This is a genomic window from Acinetobacter pengchengensis (genome assembly GCF_982235305.1).
Map to the genome: position 1 here is coordinate 1,338,427 of NZ_CEVATJ010000001.1, position 14,475 is coordinate 1,352,901.

Annotated in this window: 13 protein-coding genes and 1 pseudogene; 3 read left to right on the forward strand and 11 right to left on the reverse strand. The window is 42.9% G+C overall.

Annotated elements, in window-relative coordinates:
* Nucleotides 1-25 precede the first annotated feature (25 nt).
* Together cysK and AC0T5Z_RS06560 are read left to right on the forward strand one after the other, a co-directional pair.
* Complete coding sequence (cysK, locus tag AC0T5Z_RS06555; RefSeq protein WP_435337728.1) at nucleotides 26-1,024, forward strand: cysteine synthase A; 999 nt, start codon at nucleotides 26-28, stop codon at nucleotides 1,022-1,024.
* A 231-nt stretch (nucleotides 1,025-1,255) separates the two neighbouring features.
* Nucleotides 1,256-2,346 (forward strand): annotated as a pseudogene (locus tag AC0T5Z_RS06560) (IS3 family transposase).
* Nucleotides 2,347-2,393: 47 nt separating this feature from the next.
* On the opposite strand, the gene AC0T5Z_RS06565 reads toward AC0T5Z_RS06560, so the two are convergent.
* On the reverse strand, nucleotides 2,394-3,002 hold the full coding sequence (locus tag AC0T5Z_RS06565) for a TetR/AcrR family transcriptional regulator (protein ID WP_291337688.1): 609 nt from the start codon (nucleotides 3,000-3,002) through the stop codon (nucleotides 2,394-2,396).
* 437 nt (nucleotides 3,003-3,439) lie between these two features.
* Between AC0T5Z_RS06565 and AC0T5Z_RS06570 the strand changes: the two genes are divergently transcribed.
* On the forward strand, nucleotides 3,440-4,609 hold the full coding sequence (locus tag AC0T5Z_RS06570; protein ID WP_435337193.1) for a thiolase family protein: 1,170 nt from the start codon (nucleotides 3,440-3,442) through the stop codon (nucleotides 4,607-4,609).
* An 80-nt stretch (nucleotides 4,610-4,689) separates the two neighbouring features.
* On the opposite strand, the gene pcaD is transcribed toward AC0T5Z_RS06570, so the two are convergent.
* The 10 genes from pcaD to catA form a co-directional block, all read right to left on the reverse strand.
* Nucleotides 4,690-5,469 (reverse strand): 3-oxoadipate enol-lactonase, encoded by a 780-nt coding sequence (gene pcaD / locus AC0T5Z_RS06575; RefSeq protein WP_291337693.1) that lies wholly within the window; start codon nucleotides 5,467-5,469, stop codon nucleotides 4,690-4,692.
* Between the two features lie 71 nt (nucleotides 5,470-5,540).
* A complete protein-coding gene (pcaF, locus tag AC0T5Z_RS06580) occupies nucleotides 5,541-6,746 on the reverse strand; it encodes a 3-oxoadipyl-CoA thiolase (protein WP_291337695.1) in 1,206 nt (401 codons plus the stop codon).
* Between the two features lie 134 nt (nucleotides 6,747-6,880).
* Complete coding sequence (locus AC0T5Z_RS06585; RefSeq protein ID WP_291337697.1) at nucleotides 6,881-7,537, reverse strand: 3-oxoacid CoA-transferase subunit B; 657 nt, start codon at nucleotides 7,535-7,537, stop codon at nucleotides 6,881-6,883.
* A gap of 22 nt (nucleotides 7,538-7,559) precedes the next feature.
* Entirely contained in the window at nucleotides 7,560-8,246 is a 687-nt protein-coding gene (locus AC0T5Z_RS06590; protein ID WP_291337699.1) for a 3-oxoacid CoA-transferase subunit A, read from the reverse strand.
* Nucleotides 8,247-8,273: 27 nt separating this feature from the next.
* Nucleotides 8,274-9,494: a benzoate/H(+) symporter BenE gene (benE, locus tag AC0T5Z_RS06595; protein WP_435337209.1), complete on the reverse strand. Its 1,221-nt coding sequence runs from the start codon at nucleotides 9,492-9,494 to the stop codon at nucleotides 8,274-8,276.
* Nucleotides 9,495-9,553: 59 nt separating this feature from the next.
* The gene (gene benD, locus AC0T5Z_RS06600; protein ID WP_291337701.1) at nucleotides 9,554-10,339 is read right to left on the reverse strand and encodes a benzoate diol dehydrogenase BenD; all 786 of its coding nucleotides are present in this window, start codon (nucleotides 10,337-10,339) and stop codon (nucleotides 9,554-9,556) included.
* A gap of 23 nt (nucleotides 10,340-10,362) precedes the next feature.
* The gene (gene benC / locus AC0T5Z_RS06605; RefSeq protein ID WP_291337703.1) at nucleotides 10,363-11,379 is read right to left on the reverse strand and encodes a benzoate 1,2-dioxygenase electron transfer component BenC; all 1,017 of its coding nucleotides are present in this window, start codon (nucleotides 11,377-11,379) and stop codon (nucleotides 10,363-10,365) included.
* A gap of 95 nt (nucleotides 11,380-11,474) precedes the next feature.
* Complete coding sequence (benB, locus tag AC0T5Z_RS06610; protein ID WP_291337705.1) at nucleotides 11,475-11,966, reverse strand: benzoate 1,2-dioxygenase small subunit; 492 nt, start codon at nucleotides 11,964-11,966, stop codon at nucleotides 11,475-11,477.
* Nucleotides 11,963-13,351 (reverse strand): benzoate 1,2-dioxygenase large subunit, encoded by a 1,389-nt coding sequence (gene benA, locus AC0T5Z_RS06615; RefSeq protein ID WP_291337707.1) that lies wholly within the window; start codon nucleotides 13,349-13,351, stop codon nucleotides 11,963-11,965. Before benA ends, benB begins: the two co-directional genes overlap by 4 nt.
* An 87-nt stretch (nucleotides 13,352-13,438) precedes the next feature.
* Complete coding sequence (gene catA, locus AC0T5Z_RS06620; RefSeq protein WP_291337709.1) at nucleotides 13,439-14,359, reverse strand: catechol 1,2-dioxygenase; 921 nt, start codon at nucleotides 14,357-14,359, stop codon at nucleotides 13,439-13,441.
* Between the last annotated feature and the right edge of the window lie 116 nt (nucleotides 14,360-14,475).

Below are 14,475 nucleotides of genomic sequence, written 5' to 3' on the forward strand. Positions count from 1 at the left end.
TATAGATATAACTTAGGGAATAATCATGACCACAGATGCAGCTTTTCCAACACCAGCAAACTTAGGGATTGCCGTATATAGCAATAATGCAGAAGCGATTGGTAACACGCCATTGGTACGTATTAACCGTTTAATTTCTAGCGGTGCAACGGTTTTAGCCAAGGTGGAAAGCCGTAACCCTGCATTTTCTGTGAAATGCCGTATTGGAGCAGCTTTAATTGCCGATGCAGAAAAACGTGGCGTGCTAAAAGAGGGTATGCATATTGTAGAACCGACCAGCGGTAATACAGGAATCGCTTTGGCATTTGTAGCTGCAGCAAAAGGTTATGAGATTACACTAACTATGCCTGCAAGCATGAGTATTGAGCGCCGTAAGGTTTTGAAAGCTTTGGGTGCAAATTTGGTGCTGACTGAGCCTGCAAAAGGCATGAAAGGCGCGGTGGATGAAGCAGAGCGTTTGGCAACTGAACATCCAGAAACTTATTTTTTGCCACAGCAATTTAACAACCCTGCCAATCCGCAAATTCATGAAGAAACTACGGGTCCAGAAATTTGGGCAGCAACAGGTGGGAAGGTTGATATTCTTGTTGCAGGTGTAGGTACAGGCGGTACGATTTCTGGTATTTCTCGTTATTTTAAAAAGGTAAAAGGTCAGGCATTGCATAGTGTTGTAGTTGAGCCTGCAGAATCTCCAATTATTGGTCAAACCAAGCGTGGCGAAGCCATTACACCTGCACCACATAAAATTCAGGGGATTGGCGCCAACTTTATTCCAAAAAACCTAGATTTAGATTTGGTGGATGAAGTGATTAGCATTGAAAGTGCTGAAGCAATTGATTGGGCACGCAAAACAGCAACTCAAGAAGGTATTTTAGTCGGCATTTCAAGTGGTGCAGCAATGGCTGCAGCTGCAAAATTGGCGGCACGTCCTGAAAATGCAGGTAAAAATATTGTAGTGATTTTACCTGATAGTGGTGAGCGTTATTTATCTTCAGTTTTGTTTGAAGATATTAGTGCAGAATGATGTGTCTTCAGATTGCTAGAATCCTATAAAAAAATCCCAAAGTTTTAACTTTGGGATTTTTTATTTGGAGAATAAATTTATAAGGTGGATAAAGAGACATTCTGCAAAGCAACTTTCTTTGTATTCAGACTCTAATCTTTAACAGGATCAGCAATGAATCGGTAATCCCCCCTAAAAATAATAGGATCTAAAAGTAGAATTTTCTCTTAAGATACGAGCAGGAGATTCTGCATGAAAACATCTAAATTTACTGACAGTCAGATCATGTCCATCTTGAAACAGGCAGAATCTGGCACACCTGTAGCGACCCTTTGCCGTGAACACGGCATGAGTAATGCTACCTTTTATAAATGGCGTGCCAAATATGGTGGTATGGATACATCATTAATGGATCGACTGAAAGAGCTAGAAGCCGAAAATACCAGACTTAAAAAGATGTATGCGGAAGAGCGATTAAAGGCCGAAATCATCCAGGAAGCGATGGCAATGAGTAGCACTGCTACGCAAGGGTAAAGCCATCTTGCCGGCGTAAGATGGCACAACAGGCAGTTGCCCAGCATGCCATTAGTATTCGTTTGGCTTGTAAAGCATTTGGCATTAGTGAAACCTGCTACCGCTATCAAGCCAATCTCAGCGATGACAATGCACTCATTGCTGAACAGCTCATTGAACTCACTGAGGAAAATTCCGATTGGGGCTTTGGTTTGTGCTTCTCGTATTTACGGCATGTTGGGAGTTGCTGCTGGAATCACAAGCGGGTTTACCGCATTTACTGTGAGTTGGCACTGAATCTGCGTATTAAACCGAGAAGAAGACTAAAACGGCATGCGCCTGAACCATTGAAAGAACCAATCCGAGAAAATCAGGTTTGGTCATTAGATTTTATGCATGATCAGCTTTCCGATGGTCGCAAGTTTCGATTATTGAATGTGATTGATGATTACCGCCGCGAAGGCCTAGCCATTGAAGCAGGGTTCTCATTGCCCACAATCAGGGTTATTCGTACGTTGAATCAATTGCTGGAGTGGAGAGAAAAACCGTTAGTGATCCGATGCGATAATGGTCCCGAATTTATCAGTCACGAATTTGTGCGCTGGGCTACTGAGCACGGTATTCGTATTGAATATATTCAACCGGGTAAGCCACAGCAGAATGCGTATATTGAACGCTATAATCGGACCATACGTTATAGTTGGCTGAGCAAGCATTTATTTGATACTTTGGATGAAGTACAAGATTATGCAACAAACTGGTTGTGGCATTACAACCATGAAAGACCACATCAAGCTAACAAAGGAAAGCCACCTCTAATGGCTGCTTAACCTCTACTTTTAACTTCGGTTATTTATGGGAGGATTACCAATCCAACTCAAATAATCGAAGATACTTTATCTGGCGTCATCAGCGCTTGATTAATATATAACTTGATTAAGCGTTCTCGTGATCCAATGGCTTTTTGATAATGTGTGGAGTTAAGTAATAAGGACGCACCATAAGTTACAGTCCAAATATAAGATAGATAATCACGGATCGACATGGCACTGTTAAAGGACTCCAAATAAGCTTGTGTAATGTCTTTAATTTCTAAAATACGCTGTTCACGGATATCGTATAACTGTTCAAACAACTCATTTAGTTTACGTTCATTATTGGTTAAGCGTTCTTCAATTGAGTGCAGTAAAATCGTACGGTTGGAATTAAGCATGTTATACAGCATGTACTGAGAAACATAAGTTTGAAAATTATGGTGATATTGTTTGGAAATATCCAATAAACGCTGCTCATTTAAAATAATTAACTCTAAATACAGCTGATTTTTACTTTTGAAATATTTATAAATTGTGCCTTTGGCAATATCTAGCTCTGCAGCCAACTCACTTAATGTAATATCATTATGATTTTCCAGTAATAAAACCTCAGCCATTGCCAAAATTTTCTCTTTACGACGTCGGAAATTTTCTTGGCGTAGAGTCGTCATCAATCAATATTCCAAATACAACCAATTAAGCATGTTGGAGTCTAGTGCAGTTTGAGCAACTTGGAAATAGCACCAAGGTCTTGAAACCCGATACAAATGATTGGTTAAAACACGTATGTATTTACGAATGACGGATTACGTGAAAAATAGCACAATCCATAACTGAAATTTGTTGTCAATAAAACTGAACCAAAGAGGTCATTTTGGTGAAATAAAATTGGATTCTATAGCGTTTTATTCTATTTTTCTGGAAGTGACAGTAAAAGTTAAACGCTAATCAACTGCGATATTTTAGCTATTTGCCTGAATATCAGTTGATCTTTTGATTTACATTTAACGTGATTTACTTTGAAACCCACAGAGGGATGTTATTAAAAGCAAATTAAAGTGTGGTTTTTGCGTGAAGAACTTAAAAGACGGTAATAAGGGAATAAAAAATGATTGTCATTGTAGATGCTGTACGTACTGCTATGGGCGGTTTTCAAGGTTCATTGGCCAGTTGTACTGCACCAGATTTAGGCGCGGTTGCGATTCAGCAAGCGGTTGCCCGTTCAGGCTTATGTGCAACAGATATTGATGAAGTAATTTTTGGTTGTGTATTGCCTGCGGGTTTAAAGCAAGGCCCTGCACGTCAGGCGATGCGTCAGGCAGGTTTGCCCGATAGTACAGGTGCAACTACTATCAATAAAATTTGTGGCTCTGGAATGAAAGCCGTTATGCAGGCAGCCGATGCTATTCAGGCGGGTTCAGCGCAAATTGTGGTCGCTGGTGGTATGGAATCTATGTCGAATGCGCCGTATTTGCTAGATAAAGCACGTGCAGGTTTCCGTATGGGACACGGCAAAGTCACAGACCACATGTTTCAGGAAGGTTTAGAGGATGCTGAAACAGGCTTATCGATGGGTGTATTAGCGCAAGATATGGCAGACAAGAAAAACTATACCCGTGAGCAGCAGGATGAATACGCAATTCGCTCTTTAAATCGTGCGGTAGCAGCCATTCAAAACGGTTATTTTAAAAATGAAATCGTGCCTGTTACTGTTCATTCACGTAAAGGTGAGGTGATTGTCGATCAGGATGAACAACCGTTAAATGCTAAAATCGAAAAAATTAGCAGTTTGCGTCCCGCATTTAAAAAAGATGGCACAATTACAGCTGCCAATGCCAGCTCTATTTCAGATGGTGCATCTGCTCTGGTGATTACATCAGATGTAGTTGCTGCAGAGCGTGGCTTAAAACCGCTCGCAACAGTTGTAGCATACGCGACACATTCGCAACATCCTTCAGAGTTTACTCTTGCTCCTGTAGGTGCAATTCAAAAAGTGCTAGATAAAGCAGGATGGTCGGTTACAGATGTAGATTTATGGGAAATTAATGAAGCCTTTGCGATGGTGACTATGCTTGCGATAGATGCTTTTGATTTAGACCCTGCCAAAGTTAATATTCAGGGCGGAGCGTGTGCTTTGGGTCATCCTTTAGGTTCTTCAGGCTCACGTATTATTGTGACGCTCATTCATGCACTTAAACGAATTGGTGCGAAAAAAGGCGTGGCATCTTTATGTATTGGTAGTGGTGAAGCAACCGCAGTTGCTGTGGAGCTAATTTAAGCCCAGGTTGCCTAATGGTGGATTCATCTATAAAAAAAGAGCTCTCGAAAGAGCTCTTTTTTAACTTTTAACAATCAGGTTTATGCTTGGATAAATTGCTTCACCGCTTGGTTAAATTCGTTTGGCAATTCCACGTTAGAAATGTGCGATGCATTGATTTCAAACAATTGGCTATTGGCAATACGTTCAACCATAAATTGAGCATCGGCAACTGTTGTTATAGGGTCTTGCTGACCTGCAACCACTAAAACAGGCACAGTGATGTCTGTGAGTTGTTCACGTACATCCGCTTTAGCCAAAGCTTCGCAACAGCTCGCATAACCTTCGGCGCTGCCAGCTGCCAAGTCGTTTTGAAGATTATTGACCACTGTCGCGTTGCTTTGGATAAAGGGTTCAGTAAACCAGCGTGATGCTGCAGTCGAAGCAATCGGTTGTAAACCTTGTTCACGTACCAATGCGGCACGGTCATTCCAAGCCTGTTCTTGACCAATTTTTGCTGCAGTATTACACACCACCACCTGATTAAAACGTTCAGGACGATGAATCGCTAACCATTGACCTGTTAAACCCCCCATAGAAATACCACAGAATGTTGCTTTTTCAACATTCAAATGATCGAGTAGATTTACAACATCTTGGCCCAATTGATCAATGCTATATGGGCCTTGCGGCGCCGATGATGCACCGTGACCACGTGTGTCGTAGCAAATGACAAAAAAATCCTGCTGGAAAAAATCAATCTGTGCTTGCCACATTTTGAAGTTTGTACCAAGCGAGTTTGAAAAAATTAGTGCAGGTTTTGCAGCATCTCCAAAAGTTTGGTAGTTGATTTGCGCATCATTTGATGTAAATGTTGGCATTTTTTTTAAATCCTTAATCTTATACATCCATCTTAAATCCCCCTTTATGAGAGGGGGGCTTTTAATGAGGATTAAACACGTTCAATCATCAAAGCAATACCTTGACCAACACCAATACACATTGAACATAAACCGTATTTACCGCCAGTTTGTTCAAGTTGGTTCAGTGCTGTTGTTACCAAACGCGCACCAGATGCACCGAGTGGGTGACCCAAAGCAATTGCACCACCATTAGGATTAACTTTCTCTGAGCCATCTTCGATGCCTAAGTCACGAGTACATGCTAAAGCTTGTGCAGCAAAGGCTTCGTTCAGCTCAATCACGTCCATTTGCTCAATGGTCAAACCTGTTTGTGCCAACAATTTTTTGATTGCAGGCGCAGGACCAAACCCCATAATACGTGGTTCAACACCAACAACAGTTGAAGCAATGATTTTGGCACGTGGTTTTAAGCCGTGTTGTGCAACAGCTTCTTCAGAAGCAATTAGTAGGGCAGCCGCACCATCGTTAATACCTGATGCATTACCTGCAGTCACTGTACCGTCTGCTTTTACCACGGGCTTTAATTTTGCCAATACTTCTGCTGTGGTTGATGCACGTGGATGTTCGTCTGCAGCAACAACGACAGGCTCACCTTTGCGTTGTGGAATTTCCACCGCAATAATTTCTTTGTCAAAGTAACCGCGTGCTTGTGCAGCAGCAGTACGTTGTTGGCTAGTCAAAGCAAATAAGTCTTGATCGGTACGGTTAATGTTGAACTGTTCCGCTACATTTTCAGCTGTTTGCGGCATCGTTTCTACGCCGTACATTTCTTTGAGTTTCGGGTTAATGAAACGCCAGCCCATTGTGGTGTCTTCAATTTTTTGACTGCGACCATAAGCAGATTCAGATTTACCCATCACAAATGGCGCACGGCTCATCGATTCAACACCGCCCGCAATAATCAGGTTTGCTTCACCTGCTTTAATTGCACGTGCAGCTATCGCAATTGCGTCTAGCGATGAACCACATAAACGGTTCACAGTGGTTGCAGGCACTTGATACGGTAAGCCTGCTAAAAGTGCAGACATGCGACCGACATTACGGTTATCTTCACCTGCTTGGTTGGCACAGCCGTAAATCACATCATCAACATGTTGCCAGTTTACAGATGGGTTGCGTTGCATAAGTGCTTTGATGGGCAGAGCGCCCAAGTCATCAGCTCGGACTGGAGCTAAACCACCTGCATAACGACCAAATGGGGTACGGATGGCATCGATAATATATGCGTTTTTCATTGTGTATTTGCTCACATATTTAAAAGAAGAAAACTCCTCCCTTTTTAAAGGGAGGTTGGGAGGGATTTAATGAAGTAGTTTTATTCCTCAAATCCTCCCTAAATCCCTGCTTTAATAAAGGAGGGACTTCCCCCTTAATTTGATTGAGTCGCATCAATCAGAGTTGCACCCGTCATCGATTGCAACTCTTCAAATGGCAGACCTTCAACTTTCTCAATGACTTTCATGCCTTCAGGAGTGACATCAATCACACATAAGTCAGTGTAAATGCGGTCTACACATTTTAAGCCTGTAGCAGGATAAGTCAGTTCAGCTACAATTTTAGCTTCGCCTTTTTTTGTGACGTGATCGGTTGTAATAAAGACTTTTTTCGCACCAACGGCCAAATCCATAGCACCACCAACCGCAGGAATCGCGTCAGGAGCGCCAGTATGCCAATTTGCCAAGTCGCCATTTTCAGCCACTTGGAAAGCACCCAATACTGCGATGTCTAAGTGACCGCCACGCATCATGGCAAATGAGTCACCGTGGTGGAAGAATGAACCGCCTGTAAGCATGGTTACGAACTCTTTACCGGCATTGATTAATTCAGGGTCTTCTTCACCTGCTGGAGGAGGTGGGCCGAATGCCAATACACCATTTTCAGAGTGTAAGAATACGTCTTTGTCTGAAGACAGGTAGTTTGAAATTTTAGTTGGTAAGCCAATGCCGAGGTTGACATAAGCACCGTCTGGAATGTCTTGTGCCACACGTTCAGCGATTTGGTCACGTGTTAATTTGGTATAGCTCATGATGTTCTCCTTCACGTGACAGTTATGTAGAAAGTTCAGGTTGTTTTGCGCCTACGGCAACAACGTGTTGAACGAAAATACCCGGAGTGATGATGTGTTCAGGGTCTAATGCACCCAACTCTACCACTTCAGAAACCTGTGCAATTGTCACATCGGCAGCCATCGCCATGATTGGTCCAAAGTTACGTGCAGATTTACGGTACACCAAGTTACCCCAACGGTCGCCTTGCTGTGCTTTAATTAAAGCAAAGTCTGCGCGGATTGGGTTTTCTAGTACGTAGTCTTTACCTTCATAATTTAAGGTTGGTTTGCCTTCTGCAAGTAAAGTACCAAAACCTGTAGGGGTATAGATTGGACCTAGACCCATACCTGCAGCTTGAATACGGCATGCCAAGTTACCTTGTGGCACAAGTTCAAGCTCGATTTTGCCTGTGCGGTAAAGTTCATCAAATACCCAAGAGTCAGACTGACGTGGGAATGAACAGATGATTTTACGTACCGCGCCAGCTTTTAATAGCTTCGCTAAACCGTAGTCACCATTACCTGCGTTGTTGTTTACAATAATTAAATCTTTGATGCCAAGTTCAATCAAACCATCAATGAGTTCCGCTGGCTGACCTGCGGTACCAAAACCACCAATCATGATGGTTGAACCATCTTTAATTTGCGAAAGGACTTCTGTTAAAGAAGTTTGACTTTTATCAATCATAATGTGTCCTAGACAATTGCCTGTCCATTAACTTTTGGAACTTTGAGTTGAAGGTATGGGGGCGGTTGAGCTGTTACGTTTGGTTAATACCCAATGTGCGATCAAACCAATACAGATACCCCAAAATACAGAACTTAGCCCTAAAAACTGCATACCAGAGGCAGTTGCTAAAAAGGTGATGAGGGCCGCATCACGCTGTGATTCTTTACTCATTGCCACTGAAATATTGGTGGCAATTGCACCCAAAAGTGCAAGTCCAGCCAAAGCTGCAATCAGTTCTTTAGGCAATAAACTAAATAGCATGACAATACTGCCGGCAAATAAGCCGCCTAAAATATAAAAAAGCCCATTCGCCACGCCGGCGATATAACGCTTTTCTTTCAGTTCGTGCGCATCTTTACCTAAGCATAATGCGGCGGTAATAGAGGCAAGTACAATGGTAATTCCTCCCACACATGCAACGGCAAGAGAAGCGATACTGGTTGCGCTAATAATAGGCTTAGCAGGCATGTCATAGCCGCTAATTTTAATAATTGCCATACCTGGTAAAAACTGTCCAGACAAGCTGACTAAAATTAAAGGTAATGCCAAGTTTAAGGTTGAATTCCACGTCCATTCAGGAGCAATAAACTGTGGAATTGCTAAACTAAAATTGGTGGTGATTGGGTTAATTTGACCGAGCATTAAGCTCAGTATAATTCCTGCAGCAAGCACCCAAATCATGGCATAACGTGGACTAAAACGCTTTGCCAATAAAAATACCGCCAGCATCCCAAATACAATGTATGGCAGAGTATTGGTTGCAGTAAATAGGCCTAAACCAAATTGAACCAAGATACCCGCCATCATGCCTGCTGCGACTTCTTGCGGAATCCAAGACAACAGCTTGTCAAAATATCCTGTGATTCCAATCAAAAAAATCACCACAGCAGAGGTGATGTAGGCTGCAACTGCTTCATTCAAAGAAATATCTGGAAACAGTGTGACCAGCAATGCGGTACCGGGTGCTGACCAAGCGGTAACCACAGGCACTTTGTATTTAATGGATAAAAAGATACCTGCGACAGCAGCACCAATAGAAATTCCCCAAATCCATGAAATCATCATGTTTGGGGAAACGTGGGCTTGTTGTGCTGCTTGGAAAAAGATGATCAATGGCCCTGAATAGGAGATCAGCACTGCTAAGAATCCTGCAACAGTAGCCGAAATTGACCAGTCATTTTTTAAAGTTTGGAACAGATGACTCATTGACGATTTGCCTCCTTGCGTCATGCAATGATCCTGTTGAAGTTGGTCATGATCTTGGCTTAGCCCTGATCACCACCACCTACAGGTACAACAGTGCCTGTCATGTAGGATGATTCATCAGAAGCAAGGAATAGAATCGCATTCACTTGTTCCTGAATGGTGCCATAACGCCCTAAGAAGGTGCGATCAATGGTTTGATCGACCACTTGTTGCATCCATGCTTTTTCATTTTCAGACAATGGATTGGTATTGCGAGGCACTTTACGTGGTGGTGCTGCTGTACCGCCAGTTGCAATGGCATTGACACGAATACCATCTTTTGCGTGTTCAAAGGCGAGGGAAGCAGTTAAAGCGTTCACACCCCCTTTAGACGCCGAATATGGCACGCGGTGAATACCACGAGTTGCAATAGAAGATACGTTTACAATGGTACCTTTTTGATTTTCAATCATTTCTGGAAGCACTGCACGGCAGCACCACATAGTCGGAAATAATGAACGGTTCACTTCCTTAATGATTTCTTCTTCAGAAAATTCTTCAAAAGGTTTCATCCAAATTGCACCACCTACGTTGTTAATGAGCACATCAACACGACCATAAGTTTCAAGTGCTTTAGCAACCACAGATTCTGCACCTGCAAAAGTTTCAAGGTTGGCTTTTACGGTTACCGCATCGCCACCGTGCTCTTCAATTTCAGCCAACACTTCTTCTACATAGGGAGAGAGGTCAGCCATAACCACTTGAGCACCTTCACTCGCCACTTGTAAAGCCACACCGCGACCAATGCCTTGAGCGGCACCAGTCACGATTACTACTTTGTTTTCAAATCTTTTTGTACGGTCCATTTGATGCTCCAACAGGGGTCAACTTAGTTCGCTGAAAATTTTTCGAACAGGAAGTTTGCCGGTTTAACACCTTCTGTATCTAGCCAACCACGAACCGCTTCTACCATTGGGACAGGACCACACAGGTAAATATCAACATCTCCGCCATTCAGCCATTCATTTTCGATATGACCTGTCACATAACCCTTACGCTCATGTGCAGATTCTGGATTAGCCACGACAGTGCGATACTCGAACCAAGAAAATTGGTCTTGAAGTTCGTTTAATTTTTCAATCGCCACCAAGTCAAAGTCATTGGTTACACCAAATACTAAACGTACTGGATGTTCTGAACCTTTTTCTTCAAGCACTTGTAGCATAGACATGAATGGTGCAATACCTGTACCGCCTGCCAACATCACCACTGGACGTGCTACATTACGCAAGTAGAAGCTACCAAATGGGCCAGTAAAAGTCATTTTGTCGCCCGCTTTGGCATTTTGGCTTAAGAATTCGCTCATTTTGCCGTTTGGTACGTTACGTACCACAAAACTGGTTAAGTGGTTGCCAGGCTTAGAGCTAAAAGAATAAGAACGGGTTTCTAAGGTACCAGGAATACCGACATTCACATATTGACCTGCAAGGAAGTGAATGTCTGGTTGACCTTCATTTAACTGAATGTCAAAAGTAATGGTCGAGTCAGATAGGTTTTCTACACGAGCCAAAGTACCTTCAAATGCATGAATTTCGGTTTTACATACATCAGAAGTTGCTTGAATTTGGAATACTGCGTCAGAAGTTGGTTTACATTGGCATGCAAGAATGTAGCCTTGTTCAGCTTCTTCAGGTGTTAATGCATCTTCAATATAAGTTTCTTCAGGCATGTCATACGAACCTGATTCACAAAACGCCCGGCACGTTCCACATGCACCGTCACGGCAGTCCAAAGGAATATTGATCTTTTGACGGTAAGCTGCGTCTGACAGTGTTTCACCATCTGTAACAGAAATAAAACGTGTAACGCCATCCTCAAATTGAAGTGCAACATTGTGGTTTGACATGGCTGAATATCCTATATAAATCTTTAAAACTTGACCTTTCAGCCAAGATTCCATCTGGCTGAAAGGTTTTAACCTTGCTGTAAATGAATACAGACTTAGAGGTGGTAGATATCGATTACTTGGTTGATGTAATCGTTTTTCAGCACCACGTACTTGCTTAAAATTTGTGGTTTGTCACCAGAAAAGTCGATTTCGTAGCGTGACATACCAAAGTAGCTGTAGTTAGTTTTGTAACGGAAACTCAAGGTGTTCCAGTTAAAACGTACCGTGACTTTATCGCCATCACGTTCAACAATTTCAATGTTGTTGATGTTATGGCTGGTACGTGTGTCTGGCATGGTTGCAGACGAACGTTCAGTTTTGATACGGAACACACGATCTTCTAAACCTTGACGGTCTGGATAGTAAATCAAAGAAATTTCGGACTGTGGATCTTCAGTTAAAGTGTCATTGTCATCCCATGCAGGCATCCAAAAAGATGCAGTAGGGGCATAGCACTGTAGCCAGTCATCCCATTGCTCATCGTCTAAAAAGCGAGCTTCTTGATAAAGGAATTGAGCAATATTTTCTAAAGTAATCGCGCTCATGCGTTTTCTCCTTCAGTAGATGCAGCAATTTCTTTTTCAGTTGCAATACCTTTTTTGATGAGTTCTAACCAGTATTGGTGTTGAGCAAGGTATAAGCCTTCGTCTTCAGTTTTAATACCAGACAATTTTGGTTTTAAGCCAATTTCGTTGGCTGCATCGTCTGGACCTTGGATCCAATGCTTAGAACCACGGCACATATCGTTCCACTCAAGTGCGATACCTGCGTAGCCTGCTTGACATGCACGGAATTCTTCAAGATCATCTGGTGTAGCCATACCTGATGCGTTAAAGAAGTCTTCGTACTGACGAATACGGCGTGTGCGCGCTTCTGGCTCTTCACCGACAGGACCGATACAGTAAATCGTCACTTCAGTTTTATCGACAGATAGTGGACGTAACACACGGATTTGTGAACCGAACTGATCCATGAAGTAAACGTTTGGATAGATACACAGGTTACGTGAACGCTCGATCATCCATTTTGCCATCGCTTCGCCGTATTTCTCGGTGTATTCGTCTTTCTTGGTAAAGTTAGGACGGTCTTCTGGGTTTGCCCATTGCGTCCAAAGGAGCATGTGACCATTTTCAAAGCCATAAGAACCACCGCCTTGTTTGCCCCATGAACCTGCGCTCATTGCACGGATGTTATCGCCAGCTTCTTTTTCTTTACGTTGCTGAGTTGTTGCAGCGTAGTTCCAGTGTACGGCAGAGACGTGATAACCATCGGCACCATTTTCGGCAGTTAACTTCCAATTACCTTCATAAGTGTAAGTCGAAGAACCACGTAAAACTTCCAGACCATGTTCTGACTGACCTACGATCATATCAATAATCTTGGTTGCTTCGCCTAGGTATTCTTCTAATGAAGGAACATCTGGGTTTAAGCTACCAAATAAGAAACCTTTATAGCTTTCAAAGCGGGCAACTTTTTTCAAGTCGTGTGAACCGTCTTTGTTAAAGCAATCTGAATAACCTGCATCTGCTGGGTCTTTTACTTTTAACAACTTACCAGAGTTGTTGAAAGTCCAACCGTGGAATGGGCAAGTATAAGTTGCTTTGTTACCACGCTTGTAACGACATAACTGTGCACCACGGTGTGAGCATGCATTGATCATGGCATTCAATTCTCCATTGCGGTTACGCGCAATGATGATTGGCTGACGACCAATGTAAGTGGTGTAGTAGTCATTGTTGTTTGGAATTTGGCTTTCATGTGCCAAATAAACCCAGTTGCCTTCAAAAATGTATTTCATTTCTAGGTCAAACAAGGCTTGGTCTGTGAATACTGAACGGTGCAGTTTAAACTCACCAGATTCAAAATCATCGACTAGTAATTCATCAATTCGGTCTAAATGGCTGGTGTTAATTACAGGAATACGAGGCATATCCTTTCTCCGGCTGTCCAAGGAGGGGCAGTCAATCGGGAGGTGCCTGATTCAGATTCAAGACACATCCCGCTTTCCTTTTTGGAATTAAGCGCTTGCGCGACGACGTTCAACTTCAGTGCTAGGCGCGTTTTCTTTCTCTTTCACAAGTTCAATATCGAACTGGATGTGTTTGAAAGGACCCTTCAGGCCACGGCGTGCAATTTCAGCTTCATCAGTTACGTCAACAGCGGTTGCAACTAGGCCTTCACGTGTAGCGAATGCAAAGTCATCCCACAGATATTTGTCACCTTCAATGTTGAATTGAGTCGTCAGTTTGCGGTAACCCGGTGCAGATACGAAATAGTGCACATGAGATGGGCGGTTACCATGACGGCCTAATTTGTCCAGTACGAACTGAGTAGTCCCTTCTGGTGGGCAACCATAACCAACTGGCATTGTAGTCAGTGCCACATATTTTCCATCTTGGTCACTGAAAATAGAGCGACGCAGGTTGAAGTCAGACTGTGACTTATCAAAGAATGAGTAGTTACCCAAGCTGTTGGCGTGCCAAACTTCAACTTTAGCGCCTTCAATAATATTGCCTTCGGTATCAGTTACAGTACCTTCGATGATCAGCGTCGGGATTTTACCTTCTTCAGAACCATCATCCATACGTGCAAAGCCAACTGATTCAGGTGCGCCTGCTACATAAAGTGGGCCTTCAATGGTACGTGGTGTACCACCTGTGATGCCTGCTTTAGCATCAGCTTCATCTGCACGCAAGTCTAGGAAGTGCTCTAAACCCAAGCCTGCAGCTAATAGACCTAGCTCATTTGCTTGGCCCGCATCTGTAAAGTATTCCAGACCTTTCCAAAGCTCAGTTTGAGAAATATCAAGATCTTCAATCGCCTGGAACAGGTCACCTAACAAGCGCACAACAATCTGTTGTACACGCTCATCTACCGGACCAGTCGCAGTATCGACGTTCATTTTCTTTACTAACGCATCAATTTCTTGGCGGTTCATACTATTGCTCCTTAAAGTATGTTTTTCATATTTTAGTGGCGCATCTTTAGCTTTATCGGCTGGCTAAATTTGGCTGGCCACAATCCTTGTTGCAGTACTCTCTGTTTGTTTTTTTG

Bases quoted from the DNA above. Each gene is read 5' to 3' on its own strand.
- cysK (WP_435337728.1), top strand. From the start codon at position 26: ATGACCACAGATGCAGCTTTTCCAACACCAGCAAACTTAGGGATTGCC.
- AC0T5Z_RS06565 (WP_291337688.1), bottom strand. From the start codon at position 3,002: ATGACGACTCTACGCCAAGAAAATTTCCGACGTCGTAAAGAGAAAATT.
- AC0T5Z_RS06570 (WP_435337193.1), top strand. From the start codon at position 3,440: ATGATTGTCATTGTAGATGCTGTACGTACTGCTATGGGCGGTTTTCAA.
- pcaD (WP_291337693.1), bottom strand. From the start codon at position 5,469: ATGCCAACATTTACATCAAATGATGCGCAAATCAACTACCAAACTTTT.
- pcaF (WP_291337695.1), bottom strand. From the start codon at position 6,746: ATGAAAAACGCATATATTATCGATGCCATCCGTACCCCATTTGGTCGT.
- AC0T5Z_RS06585 (WP_291337697.1), bottom strand. From the start codon at position 7,537: ATGAGCTATACCAAATTAACACGTGACCAAATCGCTGAACGTGTGGCA.
- AC0T5Z_RS06590 (WP_291337699.1), bottom strand. From the start codon at position 8,246: ATGATTGATAAAAGTCAAACTTCTTTAACAGAAGTCCTTTCGCAAATT.
- benE (WP_435337209.1), bottom strand. From the start codon at position 9,494: ATGAGTCATCTGTTCCAAACTTTAAAAAATGACTGGTCAATTTCGGCT.
- benD (WP_291337701.1), bottom strand. From the start codon at position 10,339: ATGGACCGTACAAAAAGATTTGAAAACAAAGTAGTAATCGTGACTGGT.
- benC (WP_291337703.1), bottom strand. From the start codon at position 11,379: ATGTCAAACCACAATGTTGCACTTCAATTTGAGGATGGCGTTACACGT.
- benB (WP_291337705.1), bottom strand. From the start codon at position 11,966: ATGAGCGCGATTACTTTAGAAAATATTGCTCAATTCCTTTATCAAGAA.
- benA (WP_291337707.1), bottom strand. From the start codon at position 13,351: ATGCCTCGTATTCCTGTAATTAACACCAGCCATTTAGACCGAATTGAT.
- catA (WP_291337709.1), bottom strand. From the start codon at position 14,359: ATGAACCGCCAAGAAATTGATGCGTTAGTAAAGAAAATGAACGTCGAT.